This is a genomic window from Micromonospora sp. NBC_01392, assembly GCF_045040125.1.
GTDB lineage: Bacteria > Actinomycetota > Actinomycetes > Mycobacteriales > Micromonosporaceae > Micromonospora.
Window position 1 is genome coordinate 6,616,526 of sequence record NZ_CP109549.1, and the last position, 21,302, is coordinate 6,637,827.

Genomic DNA, 21,302 nt, shown 5'->3' on the forward strand with positions numbered 1-21,302 from the left:
CGTTTAACGGGCCGCTTCGCTGATGGTGAGCGTCCGTCACCTCCGCCCGCACTCGCCGTCGTGGTCGGCCGGCCGCGTGCAGCGCCGGCCACCGTCGAGCACCAGGTCGCACCAGACCCCGTGTCGTACGGACTGCTCGTCCTCCCGCGACACGGTCACCCCGGCCCGATAGCCCCCGTCTCCCTAGCAACTTGATGGCGTAGGTGAGTCACGCTATCCACGCCGAGCCGACGACCGGGACGACCAGCCCGCACGCCCCCGCCCCCACGCCGGCCCGCCCCGGCCACCACCGCCACCATGCCACCGGCACGCTCGCCACCACCGCCAAGCCGGCCCGACGCTGAGCGGCAGCGCCACCCACGGGTCCGGGGCGAACACGAAAGCACCTCAGCCGACCGCCACGCCGCGCCGCGCCCGATGACCAGGTTCGGGACCGACTCATTCTCGCCATCAAGTTGCTAGGCACCACGCGGGCCACGTTCCCTCGCCGCCTTTGGAGCTGACAGCAGCAACGACTCACCCGCCGATCCTCGTGGCCCGACGCCGCACCCTGGCTCATGACAGAACCACCGCCGAGGATCCTTGGAAAGCCGCATCCGCGGCAGGCTTCCCGGCGGGGACAGGCGGCAGTTCCGAGCGCAGCAGCCTCAGCTTTGGGTGCGTTTGTTGTCGCTCCAGCAACCACAGATGCGCCCAAGGCCAATCGCCACCGCTTCCACCTTCCGACGATGCGCGAACGATGCCCTACCGCCAGCCGAACGCGCGCCGAACGCGCGCCGGGGCGCCCGCGCGACACGGGCGCCCCGAACGAGCCGACGAGCCAACGAGCCGACTGGGCGTCAGCGGCCGGCGCGGGCGGCCACCGCCGTGTCCGGCTGGTCGGCGAACGCGCCGTCCAGACCCAGGCCGAAGAAGAGTTCGTACTCGGACGTGATGTCACCGCGCGCGTTCGGGTCGGCGCCGAGCCGGAAGTCGGCCGGCAGGAACTGGTTCTCGGCGCGGAACGTCCAGGCGTGCACCACCAGGTGCAGCCGGTGCGCGTCCCGGATCACCGAGGTCGGCGCCAACAGCCGGCCGGCGGCGTCGCGGGGCACGATCAGGTTCTTGTTCAGGCCGACGCCGTCGGCGTACCGGGACACCCAGGCCAGGCCCGCGGCGGTGGCCAGATCGGCGTAGGTCCGGCGGTCCCCGGCCGCGGTGAAGTCGTAGGGTGCGCCGGTCGCGTCCATGAGCTGCACCAGCCGCACGTCGGTCATCGTGTCGAGCTTGCGCAGGTTGGCGGTCTCGAAGCTCTGCACGAAGACCGGGTCGTTGCGGTGGGTCAGCTTGTTCTTCCGCAGCGTCGCGACCAGCGGCTCCTCCAGCGCGCGCCCGATCGACGCGAAGTAGGTCGGGTGCTTCGTCTCCGGGTAGATGCCGATGGTCCGGCCGCGTGCCTTCGACTCGGCCCGCGCCAGGTCGATGACCTCCTGGAACGTCGGGATCTCGAACTGGCCGTCGAACGCGGTGTTGGTCACCCGCACCTGGGGCAGCCGCTCCTTGGCGCGCAGCGTCTTCAGCTCGGCGAGCGTGAAGTCCTCGGTGAACCAGCCGGTCACCGCCACCCCGTCGATGGTCTTCGTGGCCCGGCGGGCGGCGAACTCGGGGTGGGCCGCCACGTCCGTCGTACCGGAGATCTCGTTCTCGTGCCGGGCGACCAGGACGCCGTCCTTCGTCGACACCAGGTCCGGCTCGATGAAGTCGGCGCCCTGCCGGATCGCGAGCCGGTAGGACTCCAGGGTGTGCTCCGGGCGGTAGCCGCTCGCGCCGCGATGACCGATCACGATCGGCCGTTGGGTCGCGCGGGGACGCTCGGCGCGCGGGTCCGGGCCGGCCTGGGCGGCCACGGCCGGCACCACCACGGCCGCGGCCGCGAGCAGCGCGCCGGCCACGCCGAGGGCAGAAAGGGTACGTCGCAACGCCGTCTCCTGTCGTTGATGGGTACGCACAGCAGACCCGGCGTGGTTGACGTCCAGTTGGTCGGTTCCTGACCTGCCGGTGAATCTCCGGACGGAAGATGACCTGGTGCGCCGCCTGCTCCGGAAGCCGGTCCGGCTGGTGCCGCTCGGATTCCTGGCGGTGATCCTGGTCGGCACCGGGCTGCTCATGCTGCCCTGGGCCACCCGTACGCAGCACTGGACGCCGTTCGAGACCGCGCTGTTCACGTCCACCTCGGCGGTCTCGGTGACCGGCCTGGCGGTGACCGACACCCCGAACTACTGGACCGACTTCGGGCTCGTGATGATCACCGTGCTCACGCAGCTCGGCGGTCTCGGCATCCTGACCGGCGCGTCCCTGCTGATCCTGGCCGTCTCCCGTCAGCTCGGACTGCGCAACCGGCTGCTGGTGCAGGCCGAGACCGCCGAGTTCGGCCTCGGCGACGTACGCCGGCTGCTGCTCCGCATCGCGGCCACCGTCTTCGTCACCGAGGCGCTGATGACCGCCGTGGTCGGCGGGCGCTTCTGGCTGGCCTACGACTACCCGCCGGGGCGGGCGCTCTGGTACGCGGTGTTCCACTCGGTCCAGGCGTTCAACAACGGCGGCTTCGCGCTCTACTCCGACGGGCTGGTCGCCTTCGCCCGGGACCCGTGGGTGGCGTTGCCGCTCAGCGCCGGCGCGATCATCGGCGGGCTCGGCTTCCCGGCGTTGTTCGAGGCGTCCCGGGAGTGGCGGCGGCCGGGCCGGTGGGCGGTCGCCACCAAGCTCACCGTCTGGGGCAGCCTGGTGCTCACCGTCGGCGGCTTCGGCTACCTGCTGCTGGCGGAGTGGACCAACCCGGACACGATCGGCCGGTTCGACGTGCCGGGCAAGGTGCTGGCGACGTTCACCCAGATCGCGCTGAGCCGCACCGGCGGCTTCGACGTGATCCACGTCGGGCACCTCACCGAGGAGAGCTACCCGATGCTCATCGCCCTGATGTTCATCGGCGGCGGCAGCGCCAGCACCGCCGGCGGCATCAAGGTCTCCACGTTCTTCCTGCTCGGCTTCGCCATCTGGGCGGAGCTGCGCGGCGAGCCGGACACCACGGTCGGGCACCGCCGGGTGTCCCCGGCCAGCCAGCGGCAGGCGCTGACGGTCGCGCTGCTCAGCGTGGCGCTGGTGGCCGCCGGCACGGTCGGCCTGATCGCGATGACCACGCACGTCCGTTTCTACGCCGCGCTCTTCGAGGTCACCTCCGCGTTCAGCACCACCGGTCTGACCGTCGGCCTCGCCCAGCGGCTGTCGGCGCCCGGCCAGTACGTGCTGACCGCGCTCATGTACATCGGTCGGATCGGCCCGCTCACGCTCGGCTCGGCGATCGCGTTGAACACCCGACGACGTTTGTACCGCTACCCGGAGGAGCAACCCATTGTCGGCTAGACACGCGGACGACACCGGTGTCGTCGTGATCGGCCTGGGCCGGTTCGGCCACCACCTCGCCAGCTCGCTGGCACGCCTCGACCACGAGGTGCTCGCCATCGACCGGGACCCGGCCCGGGTCCAGCGGTGGTCGGCGGAGCTGGACCGGGTGGTGCAGGCGGACGCCACCGAGGAGATGGCGTTGCGGCAGCTCGGCGTGGCGGACTTCCACCGGGTGGTGGTGGCCATCGGCGCCTCGGTCGAGGCGAGCGTGCTCACCGTGCTGGCCCTGGCCGAGCTGGGCGTCCCGCAGATCTGGGCGCGGGCCACGTCGGACAAGCACGCCAAGATCCTGCACTCGGTCGGGGCGCACCACGTGGTGTTCCCGGAGGCGGAGACCGGTGAACGGGTCGCCCACCTGATCGTCAGCCGGATGCTCGACTTCATCGAGTTCGGCGACGACTTCGCCATCGCCAAGGTACGGGTGCCGGCGCCGCTTGTCGGACGCGCGCTGCGCGAGCTGTCCCCGCAGGAGCATTACGGGGTGATGGTGGTCGGCGCGAAGCTGCCCGGCCAGCCGTTCCGCTACGCCGGGCCGGAGACGGTGCTGGCGCCGGAGAGCGTGCTCATCGTGGAGGGCAGCATCACCCAGGTGCAGCGCTTCGCGGCGCTGACCTGACCGGCGCGGACCCCGACCCGACCGTCAGCCCTTCGGTCCCTTGCCCTTGCCTTTGCCGTGCCCACCCCCCTTCGGCTGCTTCACTTCCCTTTTCCCTTACCGCTCTCCTTGCCGCCCTTGCCCTTGGGCTTCGGCGGCTCGGCCTTGGGCTTCGGCGCCGGCTTCGCCCTGGTCGGCCCGCTCTTCGCGGCCGGCTTGGCGGCCGGCTTGACCGGCGCCTTCGTCTTCGCCGGCGCGGTGGTGATCGGCACCGAGCCGGCGATGCCCGACACCTGCACGCCGCACGTGCTGTTGTCGAGCTTGAACTCCACCGGCAGCGTGTTGCTCCCGGTGTAGCGCCCGCTCAAGGTGAGCTTCGTCGACGCGCCCGGTGCCAGCGTCGCGTCCGGCTTCGGGGCCGCCACCGACACGGTGCGCCCCACCTGCCGGACCGGCGGCTGCGCCGCGGTGACCGCCTGCTTGCCGGGGAAGCTGAAGCTCATCGTCCAGCCGCGCAGCTCCCGAGGGCCGGTGTTGGTCAGCGTCAGCTCGGCGGAGAAGTCCTTGCCGGTGTCGCGGCGCAGCGAGTAGTCGACCGCGCAGGGCACCGGCTCGGGCAGGCCCATCGACGCCTCGGTCGGCTCCACCCCGCCGCTGGCCGGGCTCCGCGACGTCAGCCCCCACATCGTCGCGGTCACCGCGAGCAGGCCGGCGGCGGCCACCCCGGCCTCCACCTTGCGCCGCCGGGCCGCCGCCCCCCGGGTCCGGGTGCGGATCGCCGAGTACGGCACCGCGTCGGTCGCCGCCGACCAGGGCAGGATGGTGGTGCCGGCGTTCGCCATCAACGCCGGGTCGATGCCGCCGAACGCCGGTGACACCGGCACGATCGACGCGATCCCCACCGCCTCGGCGAGCGTACGGGCCACCTCGGCGGTGGGCGGGCGGTCCTCGGGGCGCTTCGCCAGGCACCGGTGCACCAGTTCGGCGACCTGGCCGGGAAGGCCGGGCACCGGCGGCATCGGGTCCGGGTCGCGGTACATGTGCGCGCGCAGCATCTCGGTGGTGGTGCTGGCCTGCCACGGCAGCCGGCCGGTGAGCATCCGGTAGAGCAGCAGGCCGACCGCGTAGATGTCGGTGGCGGGCGAGACGTGGCCGTTGTCCAGCCGTTCCGGGGCCAGGTAGGCGGGCGTGCCGAGCAGCGCGCCGTCCGGCCCCTTGTCGCTCTCCCCCACCAGCGCCGAGATCCCGAAGTCGACGACCTTCACGCCGGTCCCGGTGAGCATGACGTTGCCGGGTGTGACGTCCCGGTGCACCACGCCCCGGGCGTGCGCGGTGGCCAGCGCGGAGGCGACCTCCGCGCCGATGGTCAGCGCCTCCCGCCAGGGCAGTTGCCCGTCCCGGCCGAGCCGGCTGCTGAGCGGGCCGCCGTCGACCAGCTCCATGACCACGTACGGCACGGTCAGCCCGACCTGGACGGACTCGCCGTAGTCGTACACGTTGGTGATGTTGGGGTGGCAGAGCCGCGCGGCGGCCTGCGCCTCGACGCGGATCCGGTGCCGGAACGCCTTGTCGCTGGCGAGCCGGGAGGCGAGCACCTTGACCGCCACCTGCCGGCCGAGCACCTCGTCGTAGCCGCGCCAGACCACCGACATGCCGCCGGCGCCCAACTGCTCGACCAGGCGGTACCGCTCACCGAGCAGTTGCACGCCGTTCCTGACCGGTCCACCCATGGTCGGTGCAGTTGCCCGAAGTGGCCCCCGCTACACCTGAACTGTCGGAATCGGTCAGAAACATCACCCGATCAGGCGGTCGCGAGGAGTTGGTCCACCGGGGCGTAGTCGTCCGTGAGCACCCGCGCGTCCCCGATCCACTCGGCGGTCGCCGCCTCGTCGAGCAGCTCGGCGGGCTCCGGGAGCGGCTTCAGGCCGGGCGGGATCGCGGCCAGCGGCAGCGGCGCGTCCGAGGCGACGATCACGAAGTTCGCGCCCTGCCGGCCGTCGACCGCGCCCGGCGGGGCGATCAGCGCGACGTGGTCGAACACGGCGGAGACGGTGGCCAGCTCGGCCCGGATGAACCGGCCCGGCGGGTAGTCGATGACGTTCTGCACGTAGATCCCGTCCGGGCGGAGCACCCGGCGGATGTCGGCGGCCATCTCCCGGGTGGCCAGGTGCCACGGCACCACCAGGTGGCCGAACGCGTCGCCGACGATGAAGTCCCGGCTGTCGGTCGGCTCGGCGCGCAGCAGCACCCGGGCGTCACCCACCCGGGCGGTCAGCTCCGGGCCGGTCCGCAGGCCCAGCTCCCGCCGGTCCAGCTCGACCAGGCCGCCGTCGACCTCGAAGACCAGGTTGTCGGTGCCCGGCCGGGTGGCGGCCAGGTAACGCGGCACGGTGAAGCCGCCGCCGCCCAGGTGCAGCGCGTCCATCCGCTGCTCCGCCGGCCGCGCCACGTCCGCGACCAGGCCGATCCACTGGGTGTACGCGTACTCCAGGTGTCTCGGGTCGGTCAGGTCGACGTAGGAGTGCTGGGCCGAGTTGAGGTAGAGCGTGCGCCCGTCCGTCCGGTCCGGGGCCGCCTCGACCCGGGCGCAGTGGTAGGCGGTCTCCACGTCGCACGGGTTCGGCGCCGCCGCGCTGAGCCCCGCGGCGGCGAGCCCGATCAGCGCCAGCGCCGCCTTGGCCCGACCCGGCGTGGACAACGCCGCGCCGGAGCGTCGCCGCAGCCAGAACCCGAGCACCAACCCGGTCACGCCGAGCACCGCGGCCAACGCCAGCACGATCACCGAACTGGGCAGCGCCGCCACCAGGATGAAGCCGGTGCCCAGCGTGGCGGTGATGCCGCCGAGCGTGCCGATGCTGGACAGCTTGCCCACCACCTGACCCGTGCGGCGCAGGTCGGCGAGCTGGAGCTTCACCACCAGCGGGGTGATCCCGGCCAGCAGCGCGGCCGGCAGCAGCACGGTCAGCGCGGTCAGCAGCAGCACCGCGCTCGCCGCGCCGCCGCGCAGCGCCTCACCGGCGTACCTGACGATGGGCAGGGTGACCGCGGTGGCGATGCCGGCCAGCACCAGCGCCGGGGCGAGCAGGGCGCGCGGGTCCCGCCGGTCGGCGAGCCACCCGCCCATCCACGCCCCGTACGCGATGGCGGCCAGCGCCATGCCGATGACCGAGCTGGTCACCTGGAGCGTCACCCCGACGTACGGGCCGACCAGGCGCAGCGCGACGGTCTCCAGCACCAGCACCGCCCCGCTGGAGAGGAAGACCAGGAAGGCGGCCAACCCGTTCGGCAGGGCCCGGGGCGGGGCCGGCGTCTCGGTCGCCGGCGCGGTGACGGTGTCGGACGATGTGCTGCTCACCGTGGCGAGGTTACGCGGCGTTCCTGACCGTTCGGGTCAGTACATCGAGATGTGAACATGGTTTGTGTGGTCGGCGGCCGGACTGCCGCCCCCGCTGTACGCCCGCCAACCGGTGTTCGGCATCCAGATCTGCCGGTACCAGATCACGTACATGATGCCGAGCCGGCCCGCGTTGTTCTTCGCCCAGTTGGCGAGGCTGTCGCCGTACGACTTGTCGCCGCCGGTCGCGGTCTTGTCCTCGAAGCCGCCGCTGGCGGCGGAGAAGTCGCAGGCCCGCCCCTTGGGGTGCTCGCCGCCGCCGCCGCTGCGGTGGCAGGACGCGTACCGCTTGTACCCGGCGGCCTGGGCCTGCTGGAGCATGTGCAGCGTGCGTGGCGTGATGCAGCCGTCGGCCGGCGTCGGGTCGCTCACCGAGCAGGACTCCGACGGCCACGACCCGTCCGAGTTGCGCGGCGCCGGCCTGGCCGACGAGGAGCTGCCGCTGAAGCCGGAGCCGGCACCGGAGCTGACCTTGGCGAGCGCGACCTCGGCGTCCTTCTTCTTCTTGGCCAGCACGGCGAGCTGCTTCTGCTGCTCGCGCACCTCGGCGTCGAGGGCCAGTTTCGACTCGGTCGCCTCGGCCTTCGCGTCGGCCAGGTCACCGAGCCGCTTGCTGTCCCGGTGGGCCATCATGTCCAGCTCGGCGGCCCGGTGCAGGAAGTCGTCCGGCCCGGAGGCGGCCAGCAGCATCGACGCCGGAGTCAGCCGGCCCTGCCGGTAGGACTGCACGGCCACCTCACCGGCCTGGGCGGTCAGCCCGACGAGGCGTGCCTCGATGTCCTTGAGCTGGGCGGCCAGCGCGGTCTGCCGGCGCTTGGAGTTGTCCAGCCGGTTCTTCGCCTCGATGTGGCCCTTCGCCGCGGCCTCCAGCGCGTCCCGGAGCTTCTTGCTGCCGCCCTCGTCGGGGGCGTTCGGGCTGGGCGCGGCGGCGGCCGGGCCGGCGGTGGCGAGGCCGGCGCCGAGCAGCACGGCCGTCGCGGCGAGCAGCGCGAGCAGCGACCGGCGGACGCGCCGGCCGGTGAGCCTGGTCCTGGGCACGTGATGGTCCTTCCGTCGACCGCCGGCCCCCGATTCGACCGTGCGCGGCGGCGGCTCCACCGGCGCCGGGCGGCGGCCTGCTGGCGGAGACCGCCGGTCACGATACCGGACCGGACGCGCCGCGCCAGGCCGGTGACCGCCCGGGACACGCAACGTCGACGCAGCGTGCCGCCGTCGACGCTCAGCGTGCCAGCAGTGCCGCGTAGACCTCGTCCCAGATCTCCGCGCTGGCCGCGACCAGCAGGCCCCGACCCTCGTCGGCCGGGTGGTAGTCGGTGCCGTCGAAGCGGCGGGCCACCCCGCCGGCCTCCCGCACCAGCAGCGTGCCGGGGGTGTGGTCCCACGGCAGCGTGCGCCAGAACAGCACGAACTGCTGCGCGCCGGTGAGCACGTCCAGGTATTCCCGGCCGGCGCAGTGCTGGCCGGGCAGCAACTCGCCGATCCGGCGGCCCCCGGCCTCGACGTCGCGGCGGAAGTCGGCGGGCAGGAACTTCGTCATCGCGGTGCCGCGCAACGCGCCCACCTCGGGCACCGGCCGGTCGGGCCGGACGGGCGTGCCGTCCAGCCGGGTGCCCGCGCCGAGCCGGCCGGCCGCCATCGTGTCGTCGAGCGGGTCGTAGACCCAGGACGCCGCCGGTACGCCGTCGGTGAGCAGCGCCACCATCAGCGCGAACGGCCGCTTCCCGGCGGCGAAGTTGGCGGTGCCGTCGACCGGGTCGACCAGCCAGACGTCACCGTCGCCGCGCAGGTGCCGGAGCAGGTCCGGATCCTCGGCGACGCCCTCCTCGCCGACCACCACCGAGCCGGGACGCAACCGGCGCAGCCCGTCGGAGATGAGCTTCTCGGCCTCGCGGTCGGCGACGGTGACCACCTCGCCGGGCGCCTTCTCGGAGATGTCGGACGGGTCGAGCCGACGGAACAGCGGCACCACGACCTCGGCCGCGGCCTCCCGCAGCAGCCCGGCGACGTCGTCCAGCAGGGGGTCAGCCACGCGGCGGCAGCTTGACCACGCTGACGAAGAACTCGTCGATCTGGCGGACCACCGAGATGAAGCGCTCGAAGTCCACCGGCTTGGTCACGTAGGCGTTGGCGTGCAGCTGGTAGCTGCGCAGGATGTCCTCGTCGGCCTGCGAGGTGGTGAGCACCACGACCGGGATCCGGCGGAGGTGCTCGTCCTTCTTGATCTCCTCCAGCACCTCCCGGCCGTCCCGGCGGGGCAGGTTCAGGTCGAGCAGGATCAGGTCGGGCACCACCGCGTCGGTGTACTGGCCCTCCCGGCGCAGGTAGGCCAGTGCCTCGGCGCCGTCGGAGACGACCGTCAGGCGGTTGCGGAGCTTGTGCTCCTCGAACGCCTCCTGGGTCATCAGCACGTCGCCCGGATCGTCCTCGACGAGCAGGACCTCGATCGGGCTCTTGCCGTCCGCAGGCGCCGTCATCCCACCGTCTCCTTCATGCCACCGTTGGTTTCGTGCCGGTCCGCCGCAACGGGCGGCTCCTCGCTTGCCGCGCCGTCCGGCTGCCGGGCGACGTCCACCGGGGCGTCCTCGGCCGACCCGGCGGCCCCGGTCTCCTCCGCCGCCGCGTTCTCGGCCGCCTGCGCGGCCTCGACGTCGGCCTCCAGCGCGGGCAGCGTGAACCGGATGGTGGTGCCTTCCTCGGCGTCGGTGTCCACCCAGACCCGGCCGCCGTGGTATTCCACGATCTTCTTGACGATCGCCAGCCCGATGCCGGTGCCCGGGTACGCGTCCTTCGAGTGCAGCCGCTGGAAGATCACGAAGATCTTGTCGGCGAACTCCGGCTCGATGCCGATGCCGTTGTCCCGGCAGCTGATCTCCCACTCGCCGTCGACCAGCCGGGCCGACACGTGCACCTTCGGCGGCACGTCCGGACGGCGGAACTTCACCGAGTTGCTCACCAGGTTGACCAGCAGGTTGGTCAACAACGGCTCCTCGCCGCGGATGGTCGGCATCTCGTCCCAGGTCAGCTCCGCGTCGGCGTACTGCCGGGCCGCCTCGGTCTGCCCGGCCACGTCACCCATCACCCGGTTCAGGTCGACCTCGGTGAAGCCGGTGGTGAGCCGGCCGATCCGGGAGAACGCGAGCAGGTCGTTGATGAGCCGCTGCATCCGCTGCGCGCCGTCCACCGCGAACGCGATGTACTGGTCCGCCCGCTCGTCGAGCTGCCCGGCGTAGCGCCGCTGGAGGAGCTGGCAGAAGCTGGCCACCTTGCGCAGCGGCTCCTGGAGGTCGTGCGAGGCCACGTACGCGAACTGCTCCAGGTCACGGTTGGAGCGGGTCAACTCCTCGGCCTGCTTCTGGAGCTGGTCGTTCACCCACTCGATCCGCTCCCGGGCCTGGCGTACCTCGTCCAGCTCCTGGGCGATCTTCTGGCGCATCTGGTCGATGTCGTCGGCGAGCCGCAGGAACTCCGGCGGGCCGGAGCCGGAGATCCGGTGCTGGTAGTCCCCCTCGGCCACCTCGCGCACCTGACCGACCAGCGCGGCCAGCGGACGGATCAGGATGCGGTCGAGCGAGAGCAGCATGACCGCGCCGGCCACCGCCACCACCAGCGCCGCGACGATCAGCAGCACCACCAGCGCGTTGCTCGTCGAGTTGACCCGGTCGGCGGTCTGCTTCCGGACGGTGAGGATCTCGTCCTGGAGCGCGGTGACGGACGCTCTTATCCCGTCGAACTGCTGCCGGGTCCGGTCGGTGATCAACGCCTGGCCGGCGGCCGGGCCGCTGCGCTCCGTGGTCGCGATCACCGGCTCGGCCACCTGGGCCCGCCACTGCGCCGTCTGCCGCTCGACCACGTCCACCTCGCGGCGCACGTCCGGGTAGCCGGCGGACAGACCACGGATCGAGGTGATCAACTCCTGCTCGCGCCGCACGCCCTCCTGATAGGGGGTCAGGTCGTTGCGGTCGCCGTTCACCGCGTACCCGCGGACCGCGGTCTCCTGGTCGAGCAGGACGCTCATCAGCTCCTGCGCCTGAACCCGCAGCGGGCCGGTCTTGAGCAGCACCGCGTCGATGTTCTGCCGGTTCTTCGCGGCGACCGCCGCCTCGGCGGCAGCCAGCCCGAGCAGCAACGCGAGGACCACGCCGAGCAGCGCGGCCACCCGCCGCCGCAGCGTCCACCCCTGCTGGTACCTCTGCACGGTCAGCGCCCCCCGCCCCGAGTCACCAACAGCATCGCCACGTCGTCGGCGAGCGGACCCCCGTTGATCTGCTCGGCGCGGCCGACCAGCCACGCGGGCAGCTCGGAGAGCGGCACCGCCCGGTTGGCCGGGTCGGCGAGCAGGCCGGTCAACCCGGGCACGTCGAGCCGTTCGTCGCCGCCGTCGACGCGACCCTCGATGAGGCCGTCGGTGTACATCAGCAGGGACCAGTCATCGGTGTCGAACTCCAGGTCGAAGGCAACGGGGCGACGGGGCCGGACGCCGAGCAGCAGCCCGCCCTTGGCCGGCACCGGGGCGACCTTACCGCCGCTGAGCAGCAGCGGCGGCGGATGACCGGCGAGTCGCACGGTGGCCCGCGCGGACGCCAGGTCGAGGCGGGCGGTGGCCACCGTCGCGAAGATCTCCTGGAGCCGGCGCTCGCTCATCAGCACCTGCTCCAGCGCCGGCAGCACCTCGTCGTCCGGCACGCCGGCCAGCACCAGCGCCCGCCAGGCGACGCGTAGCTCGACGCCGAGCGCCGCCTCGTCCACGCCATGGCCGCAGACGTCACCGACGATCAGGTCGATCCGGTCCGGCCGGGTCTGCACCACGTCGTAGAAGTCGCCGCCGATCAGCGCGGCGTGCCGGCCGGGCCGGTAGAACGTGTGCACCGACACCTCGTCGGTGGTCATCAGCGGCTGCGGCAGCAGACCGCGCTCCAGGCGGGCCGACTCGGCCTGGCGCAGCTCCACCTCACGCAGCCGGCGGGCGTTCTCGTCGGCGCGCTTGCGCTCCACCGCGTACCGCAGCGCCCGGGTCAGCAGCACACCGTCGACCTGGCCCTTGACCAGGTAGTCCTGCGCGCCCTCGGCGACCGCCACGATGCCCAGGTGCTCGTCGGAGCGGCCGGTCAGCACGCAGACCGCGGCGCCGCTGGCCATCTCCAGCACCCGGCGCAGCCCGTCCAGGCCCTGCGCGTCGGGCAGACCCAGGTCGAGCAGGACGCAGTCGACGCCCATCACCCGCTGGCGGGCCTCGCTGAGGCTGGTCGCGACCAGCAGGTCGATCATCGAGTTGGTCTCGGCGAGCAGCTCGCCGACCAGGAAGGCGTCGCCCTCGTCGTCCTCGACCAGCAGCACCCGCAGCCGCTCGCCGGGCGGCAGGCCGCCGGGCAGCCCCGCGCCGGCCCGGGGCACGACGGCGGCACCCGGAACGCCGGTCCCCCGGTGCGGCCGGGCCACCGCCGCGAGTCGCGGGAGGTCGCTGGTGATGTCGTGCTCCTTCCGAGCGCCGTGGGCGATCCAGGCTAAGACAAACGGCCGTAACCCACCCGACCGCCGTCGGCACCGGCGGTCGGTGAGCCCGTCCACCCGGACAGCGACGCGGCCGACCCCCGATGTTACGCGGGAGCGCGACCAGTCCGGCAGCGCACCGACGCCGGGAGTGCCGCCACGACGGGCGGGGGTGCAGGATGATCCCCACCCCCGTAGATCCACCCCCGAGGAGTCCCCGTGGGCGCACCCCCCACCCGCCCCGCCGACCGGGCGTTCGCCAAGCCCCGCCGCCGGCTGCCCGCCGCCGTCGCCGCGCTTGTCGCGCTGCTCGCCGTCGGGGCGGGCGTCCTGGTCACCCTGTCCACCCCGGCGCCGCGCCCGGCCGACGCGCCGGCCGGCGAGTTCAGCGCCGCGCGGGCGTACCGGAACGTCGAGGTGATCGCCGCCCGGCCGCACGTGGCCGGCAGCGCGGCCAACGACCGGGTCCGCGAGCACCTGGTCGGCACGCTGCGCGGGCTGGGCCTGGAGACCGAGGTGCAGGACGCGGTGGCACCCGAGGCCGGGCAACTGTCCGGCGCGGCCGGCGGCGCGACGCTGGCCCGGGTCCGCAACGTGGTGGCCCGCCTCCCCGGCACCGACCCGACCGGCAAGGTCTTCCTGGTCGCGCACTACGACTCGGTGCAGACCGGGCCGGGCGGCAACGACGACGCGGCCGGCACCGCCACCATCCTGGAGGTGGCCCGCGCGCTGACCACCGGCCCGCGCCCCCGTAACGACGTGGTCTTCGTGCTCACCGACGCGGAGGAGGCGTGCCTCTGCGGCGCGGCCGGCTTCGCCGCCGACCATCCGCTCGCAGCCGACGGCGGGGTGGTGCTCAACCTGGAGGCGCGCGGCTCCACCGGCCCGGTGATCATGTTCGAGACGTCCCGGAACAACGCGAAGCTGGTGGACGTGTTCGGCCGGGCCGCGCCGCACCCGGTGGGCACGTCGTTCGCGGTGGAGATCTACCGGGCGCTGCCCAACGACACCGACTTCACCGCGTTCTCCGACCGCCGCTTCGCGGGCTTGAACTCCGCCTACATCGACGGCGGCGCGATCTACCACACCCCGCTGGACGTGCCGGCCCGGATGGACCGGGGCAGCCTCCAGATGCACGGCGACAACGCGCTCGGCCTGGCCCGCGAGTTCGGCCGCACCGACCTCGGCGACCTGCGTGCCGGCCACGACGACACCTACTTCCCGGTGCCGGGCGGGCTGGTCCGCTACCCCGGCGGGCTGACCCTGCCGCTGGCGGTGGCCGCGCTGCTCGCCGTCGGCGCGCTCGGCTGGCTGCTGCGCCGCCGGGGCCGGGCCACCGTCGGCACGCTCGCCGCCGGCGCCGGGCTGGCCCTGGTGCCGGTCGTCGTGGCCCCGCTGGGCGCCTGGCTGCTCTGGGCCGCGATCACCACGATCCGACCGGGGTACGCCGAGCTGCTCGACCCGTACCGCCCGGTCTGGTACCGCCTCGCGGTGGTGGCGCTCGCCGCCACCGTGCTCCTCTGCTGGTACGCGCTGCTGCGCCGCCGCGTCGGCCCGGCCGCGCTGGCGTTCGGCGGGCTGCTCTGGCTGGCCCTGTTCGGCGTGCTGCTCGCCGTGCTCGTACCCGGTGGGGCGTACCTGACGACCCTGCCGGCGCTGGCCGGCGCGGTCGCCGGCCTCGCGGCGCTGGCCACCCGCCTGGACGGCCCGTGGCCGGTGGTCGCGGTGACGCTGGCCGGCGCGGTGGCCGTGGTGGTGCTGCTGCCCCCGGTGGTGCTCCTGTTCCCGGCGCTCGGCATGGGCATGGGCGCGGTGGCCGCGCTCGTCGCGGTGCTGCTCGGCCTGGCCCTGCTGCCGGTGGTGGACCTGCTGCACCCGCGCGCCGGCGGCCAGCGCGGCCTGCTGGCGCTGCGGGCCCGCCGCCTCGGCGCGCTGCCGGCCGGCGCGGCGTTCGTCGCGGCGGTGACGCTCGCCGGGGTCGGCCTGGCCGTCGACCGCTTCGACGCCGCGCACCCGGTGCCCACCCACCTGATGTACGCGCTGGACGCCGGCTCGAAGAAGGCGGCCTGGCTCAGTCACGAGGACATCCCGCAGCCCTGGACCGACCGCTACGTCGACCGGACCATCTCGGTGGCCGACGACTTCCCCGGCCTGGGCGACGGCGAACTGCGGGCCGGCCCGGCCCCGGCGGCGTCGCTGCCCGCACCGAAGCTGGAGACGCTCGCCGACACCCGCAACGGTGACCAGCGGGTGCTGCGGGTGCGGGTCACGCCGCAGCGGACGGTACGGCTGCTCACGCTGCACGTGGACACGCGCACCGCCACCGTCCGGTCCGCCTCGGTGGCGGGGCGGGACGTGCCGGTGAAGGCGCGCGACGGCCGGTGGGGCTTCGGGATCGTGTTCCACGCCCCGCCGCCGGAGGGCGTCGAGGTGACGCTGACGTTGACGACCTCGGCGGACACGGTCAACCTGCGCGCCATGGACGCCAGCGACGGGCTGTCCACGCTGCCCGGCTTCCGGCCCCGGCCGGCGACCGTGGGCGTGGTCGGCTCGCACACCTCGGAGATGCTGGCGGTGGCCCAGACGTACGCGCTCTAGCGGGCCGTTCCGGGGGCGGGCACCGCGTGCTCGGCGGCGCGGCTGACCCGCTCCCAACCGGCCCAGGTGTCCATCCGCCGGCGGGCGATGTCGAACGCCAGGTCGTACACCATGCTCCCGAGCAGCAGCCGCAGCGGCGGGTCGTCGCTGTCGACGAGTCGCAGCAGAGCTTCGGCGGCCAGCCGGGGCTCGCTGTCGACCGAGCCGGCCGCCCACTGTCGCGCCAACTCGGCGCGCAACGGCGCGTACGCCTCGATCGGGGTGGTGGCGCTGACGCTGGTGTAGAGGTCGGTCCAGTAGCCGCCCGGCTGGACGATGCTGAGTCTGACGTCGAAGGCCGCCGCCTCCATCGCGATGGCCTCGCTCATGCCTTCCAGGGCGAACTTGCTCGCGCTGTACATGCCGGTGCTCGGGAAGCCACCGAGGGCGGCGATGCTGGAGACCTGCACGATGTGGCCGGACCGTTGGGCGCGCAGGTGCGGCAGCGCCGCCTGGCTGACCCAGAGCGCGCCGAAGAGGTTGACCTCGAACTGGGCCCGCGCCTCCGCCTCGGTGAACTCCTCGACCATGCCCATGGACAGGGTGCCGGCGTTGTTGACGACGATGTCGAGCTGCCCGAAGTGCTCGACCGCGGTGGCCACGGCGGCGAAGACGGCCGCCCGGTCGGTCACGTCGAGGGTCAGGGCCAGCAGCCGGTCGCCGTGTCGCGCGTCGAAGTCGTCCGGGGTGACGGTCCGGGCGGCGGCGACCACCCGGTCACCCCGGTCGAGCGCGGCCTCGGCGAACGCGCGGCCCAGGCCGCGGCTGGCGCCGGTGATGAACCAGGTCCGCATGTGGGCGATTCCCTTCGTTCATTGAGACGAGACGGTCCGTCTCGCTGGTACGGTACCCCACATGACGCCGCCGAACACGGCCCGCCGGAGCGAGACCTCTCGCCGCGCCATCCTCACCGCGGCCTTCGACCTGGTCCAGGAGATCGAGTACGCGAAGGTCACCATCGAACGCATCGCCGCCCGCGCCGGCGTCGGCAAACAGACCATCTACCGCTGGTGGCCGTCCAAAGGTGCTGTCGTCTTCGACGCGTTCCTCATGCTCAGCGAAGGCGCCGAGGGCGAGCCGGTGCGACTCCCCGACACCGGCGACCTGGCCGCCGACCTGACCGAGGTGCTCCGCGCCACGGTGGCGGAACTGACCGACAGCCGGTACGAGCCACCGATGCGCGCGCTGGCCACCGAGATCGCGCACGACCCCGAGCTGGCCGCCACCTACGCCGAACGGCTGGACGGGCCGCTGCGAGAGGCCAAACGGCAGCGCCTGCGCAGCGCCCAACAGGCCGGACAACTCGCCGAGTACGTCGACCTCGACGTCGCGGTGGACCTGATCTGGGGTCCACTGTTCCAGCGTTGGCTCCACCGCAGCGGACCGCTCACGACCGCGTACACCGATCGCCTCGTCGCCACCGCGCTCGACGGGCTGCGACCCCGCCGCTGAACTCTTTCCGGCCGGGATGTCGAGGACGGTACCGGCGGGCTGGGCGCCCGAAGGCGAGTCCTTCGTGTTCGTCACCGACGGCATCGAGCGGGCGGTCGAGCGGGCCCACGCCCTGGCGGGTGGCAAGGAGGTAGGCGTGAACGCCGGGACGATCGCGCGGCAGGCGCTGGAGGCGGGGCTGCTCGACGAGGTGCACGTCGACCTGGTGCCGGTGCTGCTCGGCGACGGGATTCCGTTCTTCTCCGGGCTGGGGATCGCGCCGGTGGAGTTCGACGGGCCGTTCCGGGTGGTCGAGGGCGTCGGCGTCACCCACCTGGCCTATCGGGTACGGCGACCGGCCTGATCTGCTGTCGCCCCGGCTTCCCGACCAGCACGGGGCCGGGGCAGTCCGGAGGCCCGCCCGTTTGACGAAGATCGAGCGTCGGGCCACGGCGTCACCGCGCTCGTCGAGCTGATAGCCGTCGAGCCACACCCATCCGTCGTAGGTGGTCCAGTCGAGCTGGCGGATGAGCCGGAACCGGATCGGGGCCATGAACTGCACGCTGGCCGCACGTCCGATGAACAGCATGTCACCGGCCTTCACCTCGCCCATGGTGCTCATTCCGTCTCCCCCGGCCAGTGAGCTCGACTGATCGGGACGCGGTGGCGGGCTCGGCACGGCAGGTCCGCTCCACATCGACAGACATAGCGCCATCTGGGCCAAGACCACACCGGCCGATGTCGGCGAGCAAGCGTGAGCGCAACGGCTGCCAGATACTCCCCGTATGAGACGGATTGCGCCATGGGTCCACGATCTCGCCCACCCGATAGTCTAGTCAAGTAGCTATATCCAAAAGGATAGGTCCGATCTACCTACGTTCGGAAGCGTGGACCGTGGGCCAGGCCGTCTGATGGGGCCGTACGAGATCGCGCAGCGCCTCGGCGTCTCGCGACAGCGGTTCCAGCAGCTCGCCCGGTACCCCACCTTCCCGAAGCCGTACCAGGAGCTTCGTGGGATGAAGGTGTGGCTGGCCGAGGACGTCGAGGCGTGGATCAAGGAACACCGCCAGCCCCGGCCCACCGACGAGGACTGACGCTCGCCACCTTGAATTGACTGGTCGGCGAAGCGAGAGTTGACGGGTGTGGCACACGCCCGAAGCCGACTGCTGGCTTCACCCGGACGTCGAGGTCCGTCCGTCCGGGATCTCGGGTGAGGGCCTGTTCGCCCGTGCTCCCCTCCCGGCCGGGACGCCGGTGTCCCGGCTCGGCGGCCAACTCGTCACCGACCAGGAGCTGCGCGACCTGTTCGCCCGACCGGACCGCCCCTACGTCGACACCATCACCGTGTGGGAGGACCGACATCTGGTCCTGCCGCCCGGGCGCCCCAACGGCAAGGGCAACCACGGCTGCGACCCGAACCTGTGGTGGGACGCGCCCTGGACCCTCGCCACCCGTCGAGACGTCGCAGCCGGTGAGGAACTGACGAACGACTACGCCACCAGCACCGGCACCGCCGACCTCGTCTTGGAGTGCGGATGTGGCTCGGCGCGCTGCCGCCGGCTCGTGACCGGCGACGACTGGCGGCTGACGGACCTCCAACACCGGTACGGGAACCACTGGGTTCCCGCACTCCTGGCCCGGATCAGGGCCGCCGATACCCGGTCGCCCGGCCCGGGTCCGCTGGCTAGGCTGCCCCGCATGCGGCTGGCGAAGATCACCCCCGACAACTACGAGGCGGCTCTCGCACTGTCGGTACGCCCCGACCAGGAGGATCTGGTGGCGCCGGTGGTCAAGTCGCTGGCCGAGGCGTACGTCTTCCCCGAGCACGCCTGGCCGCGACTGGTCTACGACGGTGACCGGCTGGTCGGCTTCCTGATGGCGTTCTTCGACATCCCGTGGGGCGACGACCCTGGCGACCTGCGGGCCGGCCTGTGGCGGCTCAACATCGCGGCCGACGCGCAGGGCCACGGCTACGGCCGGTTCGCGGTCGACGCGGTTTGCGAGGAGATCCGGGCCCGGGGCGGCGACCGGGCCTACGTCACCTGGGAGCCACGCGCCGGCGGGCCGGAACCGTTCTATCTGAAGCTGGGCTTCCGGCCGACAGGTGAGCAGAGCGGCGGTCAGACGGTCGCCGTCCGGGACCTCTAGGCACCTCCCGGTGTCGGCCCTCGCTGGCATGATCCACGCCCGTGGGCATTCTCTGTGACTACTTCTCGGCTCCCACCGACGAGACAGCCGCCGCAGTCGCCGACGTCCTTGGTGGTCCGCGCGCCGCGTCCGAGCCCGGGTTCGACGTCGTCGAACTGAAAGGGCTCGAACCGACCGTGCAGCTCGGCACGCTGGAGGCGCTCCTGACCAGCGTCGACTACGACGTCGTGACGCGGAACCCGAGGCAGGGCAAGGCTGTCGCGATCCACAATGACGGCGAGGTGCTGGTCATCTCGCTGACCGACGAGCTGCGCGCCGCGCTGGCTGCCGCCTCGGAGAGCCGGCTCCGCGAGGTGGCTGCGCCCTGGTCCGAGACCGAGGAGTTCTGGGGGCAGGCGGAGCCGTCGATCCTCGCCGAGGCCCTGATCGAGCTGGCGGGGCTGGCCCGTCGAGCGGCGACCCGCGGCGAGCGGCTGTACTGCTGGGTCTGCGTGTAGCTCCACCACCGCTGAAGATCTTGGTATGGAATGGCCCCTATGGGGGCCGTTTCGTTCCAAGATCTCGAAGGAAGTCACCACCTCAGTGAAGTGGAGTGGATCAAGCGCTACTTCCAGCGGAAGTGGACGAAGAGGCGGCCGAAGTTCTTCGAGTCCTTCTCGACGCGGTGGTAGAGCTGCTTCACGTCCTTCTGGTCGAGGAAGCGCAGCACCTTCTTCTTCAGCGCGCCGGAGCCCTTACCCGGGATGATCTCCACGAGCGTGGCCTTCTTCGCCACCGCCTCGTCCATGATCCCGCGCAGCGCGCGGTCGATGTCGTGGCCCTTGTTGTAGATGTCGTGGAGATCGAGCTTCAGCTTCACAAGCCCATCCTAGGTACGCCGAAGGGCAGCCCAGCCGGGCTGCCCTTCGACGGAACTCAGCGACCGACCCGACCCTCGACCCGGCGAAGAGCCGTGGTGTAGTCGGCGTTCGTCGAGTACATCGCCGCCGCGATGCGCAGGTGCCGCAACGCGTCGGCCGGCCGGTTCATCCGCTCCAGCGTCCGGCCCAGCACGTGGTGCGCGTAGTGGTCGCTCGGGTCCCGGTCGACCAGCTCACGTAGGTGCTCCTCGGCGCGGTTGAGCTGCGCCGACTGGAAGTACGCCCGGGCCAGCAACTGGCGTACCGAGGAGTTGTCGGGCTCCGCCTCGATGATCGGCTCCAGCAGCCGGGCCGCTCCGGTCGGGTCCCCCGAGTCGAAGAACATGGTCGCCCGCCGGTACTCCGCCAGAAGGTCCACTCGACCCACCTCCTCGTGTCGCGTCAGCCCTTTGTCCGACGCTGGCACAACACCGGCGGAAGCGCGAGTGTTCCACGGGGTAAGGATCAGGGCGCGGGGTCGTACCTGTCGCCCACCAGGTCCCAGGCCCGGACACCACCCACGATTCCGGCCGTGTTCGGGACGACCACGACGTCGTCCCCCATCCGGGCCACCTGCTCCGGCCGGATCAGCCGCGAGTTGCCGCCGCCCAGGTAGAGCCGGTCCCAGTGGAACACCGGCCGCAGGCCGTCCACCACCTGCCGGATCCGCCGCGACCAGAACGCGTCACCGAGGCGCCGCCGTTCCGGCTCCCCGACGTACGTGTCGTAGGTGGTGTTCCACCGCACCGGCGCGTGCGACAGCTCCAGGTGCGGCGCGATCATCCCGCCGTCGAAGAGCGCGCTGCCCAGCCCGGTGCCGAGCGTCAACACCAACTCGCAGCCGGTCCCGGCGACCACGCCGGCGCCGTGCACCTCGGCGTCGTTGAGCACCAGCGCGGGCATCCCGAACGCCTCGGCCAGCGCGCCGCGCGCGTCGTACCCGGACCATTCCGCGACCAGGCCCTCATCGACGCGGCTGCGCGGCCCGGCGCGGGTCACGTAGTGCGGCGTGGCCACCACGACGCCGTGCCGGATCATGCCGGGCATGCCGACGGTGAGCCGGTCCGCCGCGGGCAGCCGGGCGCCGAGATCCAGCAGCGTCCGCACGAACAAGGTCGGGGGCAGCGGGTACGGCGTGGGCACGCGCAGCGGGCGGGCCCGCATGGTGCCGGCGGCGTCCAGCACGGAGGCCTTGATCCCGCCGCCCCCGCAGTCGATCGCCAGTGTGGTCGCCACGGCTGTGAGTCTCCCTCAGCGGTGTACCTGCCCG

The 21,302-nt window shown here is 72.6% G+C and carries 22 protein-coding genes and 2 pseudogenes; 10 read left to right on the top strand and 14 right to left on the bottom strand.

Annotated features, from left to right (window positions below; all coding sequences use genetic code 11):
* Positions 1 to 36: 36 nt before the first annotated feature.
* The gene (locus OG767_RS28930) at positions 37 to 159 is read right to left on the bottom strand and encodes a hypothetical protein (RefSeq protein ID WP_405091302.1); all 123 of its coding nucleotides are present in this window, start codon (positions 157 to 159) and stop codon (positions 37 to 39) included.
* Positions 160 to 203: 44 nt separating this feature from the next.
* Between OG767_RS28930 and OG767_RS28935 the strand changes: the two genes are divergently transcribed.
* Positions 204 to 344: a hypothetical protein gene (locus OG767_RS28935; RefSeq protein WP_405091303.1), complete on the top strand. Its 141-nt coding sequence runs from the start codon at positions 204 to 206 to the stop codon at positions 342 to 344.
* A gap of 495 nt (positions 345 to 839) precedes the next feature.
* On the opposite strand, the gene OG767_RS28940 is transcribed toward OG767_RS28935, so the two are convergent.
* Positions 840 to 1,958, bottom strand: a complete 1,119-nt coding sequence (locus OG767_RS28940) for a glycerophosphodiester phosphodiesterase (protein WP_405091304.1) — start codon at positions 1,956 to 1,958, stop codon at positions 840 to 842.
* A gap of 106 nt (positions 1,959 to 2,064) precedes the next feature.
* On the opposite strand from OG767_RS28940, the gene OG767_RS28945 reads away from it, so the two are divergent.
* Complete coding sequence (locus OG767_RS28945) at positions 2,065 to 3,399, top strand: TrkH family potassium uptake protein (protein WP_405091305.1); 1,335 nt, start codon at positions 2,065 to 2,067, stop codon at positions 3,397 to 3,399.
* The gene (locus OG767_RS28950; protein WP_405091306.1) at positions 3,389 to 4,057 is read left to right on the top strand and encodes a potassium channel family protein; all 669 of its coding nucleotides are present in this window, start codon (positions 3,389 to 3,391) and stop codon (positions 4,055 to 4,057) included. The genes OG767_RS28945 and OG767_RS28950 overlap by 11 nt, the downstream gene beginning before the upstream one ends.
* Before the next feature lie 80 nt (positions 4,058 to 4,137).
* Here the strand turns inward: OG767_RS28950 and OG767_RS28955 are convergent, their stop codons facing one another.
* From OG767_RS28955 to OG767_RS28985, 7 genes are all read right to left on the bottom strand, one after another.
* A complete protein-coding gene (locus OG767_RS28955; protein ID WP_405091307.1) occupies positions 4,138 to 5,766 on the bottom strand; it encodes a serine/threonine-protein kinase in 1,629 nt (542 codons plus the stop codon).
* Between the two features lie 71 nt (positions 5,767 to 5,837).
* Positions 5,838 to 7,391 (bottom strand): fused MFS/spermidine synthase, encoded by a 1,554-nt coding sequence (locus OG767_RS28960; protein WP_405091308.1) that lies wholly within the window; start codon positions 7,389 to 7,391, stop codon positions 5,838 to 5,840.
* 36 nt (positions 7,392 to 7,427) lie between these two features.
* Positions 7,428 to 8,468: a coiled-coil domain-containing protein gene (locus OG767_RS28965; RefSeq protein ID WP_405091309.1), complete on the bottom strand. Its 1,041-nt coding sequence runs from the start codon at positions 8,466 to 8,468 to the stop codon at positions 7,428 to 7,430.
* 181 nt (positions 8,469 to 8,649) lie between these two features.
* Positions 8,650 to 9,459 carry an inositol monophosphatase family protein gene (locus OG767_RS28970; protein ID WP_405091310.1) on the bottom strand — a complete coding sequence of 270 codons (810 nt, stop codon included), beginning with the start codon at positions 9,457 to 9,459 and terminating at the stop codon, positions 8,650 to 8,652.
* Positions 9,452 to 9,904, bottom strand: a complete 453-nt coding sequence (locus tag OG767_RS28975; RefSeq protein WP_107161837.1) for a response regulator — start codon at positions 9,902 to 9,904, stop codon at positions 9,452 to 9,454. The genes OG767_RS28970 and OG767_RS28975 overlap by 8 nt, the downstream gene beginning before the upstream one ends.
* Positions 9,901 to 11,625, bottom strand: coding sequence for an ATP-binding protein (locus OG767_RS28980; RefSeq protein ID WP_405091311.1), 1,725 nt, complete (start codon positions 11,623 to 11,625; stop codon positions 9,901 to 9,903). The genes OG767_RS28975 and OG767_RS28980 overlap by 4 nt, the downstream gene beginning before the upstream one ends.
* A gap of 2 nt (positions 11,626 to 11,627) precedes the next feature.
* On the bottom strand, positions 11,628 to 12,821 hold the full coding sequence (locus tag OG767_RS28985) for a PP2C family protein-serine/threonine phosphatase (protein ID WP_405091312.1): 1,194 nt from the start codon (positions 12,819 to 12,821) through the stop codon (positions 11,628 to 11,630).
* Positions 12,822 to 13,136: 315 nt separating this feature from the next.
* On the opposite strand from OG767_RS28985, the gene OG767_RS28990 reads away from it, so the two are divergent.
* Positions 13,137 to 15,515, top strand: coding sequence for a M28 family peptidase (locus OG767_RS28990; protein WP_405091313.1), 2,379 nt, complete (start codon positions 13,137 to 13,139; stop codon positions 15,513 to 15,515).
* Here the strand turns inward: OG767_RS28990 and OG767_RS28995 are convergent.
* Positions 15,512 to 16,348, bottom strand: coding sequence for an SDR family oxidoreductase (locus tag OG767_RS28995; protein WP_405091314.1), 837 nt, complete (start codon positions 16,346 to 16,348; stop codon positions 15,512 to 15,514). The two genes, OG767_RS28990 and OG767_RS28995, sit on opposite strands and share 4 nt — an antisense overlap.
* Before the next feature lie 61 nt (positions 16,349 to 16,409).
* Here OG767_RS28995 and OG767_RS29000 point away from each other — a divergent pair, with 61 nt between their 5' ends.
* Both OG767_RS29000 and OG767_RS29005 read left to right on the top strand, forming a co-directional pair.
* On the top strand, positions 16,410 to 17,006 hold the full coding sequence (locus tag OG767_RS29000) for a TetR/AcrR family transcriptional regulator (protein WP_405091315.1): 597 nt from the start codon (positions 16,410 to 16,412) through the stop codon (positions 17,004 to 17,006).
* A 16-nt stretch (positions 17,007 to 17,022) separates the two neighbouring features.
* Positions 17,023 to 17,349, top strand: a complete 327-nt coding sequence (locus OG767_RS29005) for a dihydrofolate reductase family protein (protein ID WP_405091316.1) — start codon at positions 17,023 to 17,025, stop codon at positions 17,347 to 17,349.
* A 30-nt stretch (positions 17,350 to 17,379) separates the two neighbouring features.
* On the opposite strand, the pseudogene OG767_RS29010 reads toward OG767_RS29005, so the two are convergent.
* Positions 17,380 to 17,598, bottom strand: a pseudogene (locus tag OG767_RS29010) (hypothetical protein); the annotation flags it as partial.
* Between the two features lie 274 nt (positions 17,599 to 17,872).
* Here OG767_RS29010 and OG767_RS29015 point away from each other — a divergent pair.
* From OG767_RS29015 to OG767_RS29030, 4 genes and pseudogenes are all read left to right on the top strand, one after another.
* Positions 17,873 to 18,079, top strand: a complete 207-nt coding sequence (locus OG767_RS29015; protein WP_278109326.1) for an AlpA family transcriptional regulator — start codon at positions 17,873 to 17,875, stop codon at positions 18,077 to 18,079.
* Positions 18,080 to 18,125: 46 nt separating this feature from the next.
* Positions 18,126 to 18,467 (top strand): annotated as a pseudogene (locus OG767_RS29020) (SET domain-containing protein); the annotation flags it as partial.
* Positions 18,468 to 18,683: 216 nt separating this feature from the next.
* Positions 18,684 to 19,133 carry a GNAT family N-acetyltransferase gene (locus tag OG767_RS29025; protein ID WP_405094339.1) on the top strand — a complete coding sequence of 150 codons (450 nt, stop codon included), beginning with the start codon at positions 18,684 to 18,686 and terminating at the stop codon, positions 19,131 to 19,133.
* Between the two features lie 41 nt (positions 19,134 to 19,174).
* Entirely contained in the window at positions 19,175 to 19,630 is a 456-nt protein-coding gene (locus OG767_RS29030) for a hypothetical protein (protein ID WP_405091317.1), read from the top strand.
* 107 nt (positions 19,631 to 19,737) lie between these two features.
* On the opposite strand, the gene OG767_RS29035 is transcribed toward OG767_RS29030, so the two are convergent.
* The 3 genes from OG767_RS29035 to OG767_RS29045 all read right to left on the bottom strand — a co-directional run bounded on the left by OG767_RS29035 (position 19,738) and on the right by OG767_RS29045 (position 21,268).
* Positions 19,738 to 19,992 (bottom strand): Smr/MutS family protein, encoded by a 255-nt coding sequence (locus OG767_RS29035; protein ID WP_013288724.1) that lies wholly within the window; start codon positions 19,990 to 19,992, stop codon positions 19,738 to 19,740.
* A gap of 56 nt (positions 19,993 to 20,048) precedes the next feature.
* Positions 20,049 to 20,411: a tetratricopeptide repeat protein gene (locus tag OG767_RS29040; protein WP_405091318.1), complete on the bottom strand. Its 363-nt coding sequence runs from the start codon at positions 20,409 to 20,411 to the stop codon at positions 20,049 to 20,051.
* Between the two features lie 86 nt (positions 20,412 to 20,497).
* Positions 20,498 to 21,268, bottom strand: coding sequence for an ROK family protein (locus OG767_RS29045; RefSeq protein ID WP_405091319.1), 771 nt, complete (start codon positions 21,266 to 21,268; stop codon positions 20,498 to 20,500).
* Positions 21,269 to 21,302 lie beyond the last annotated feature (34 nt).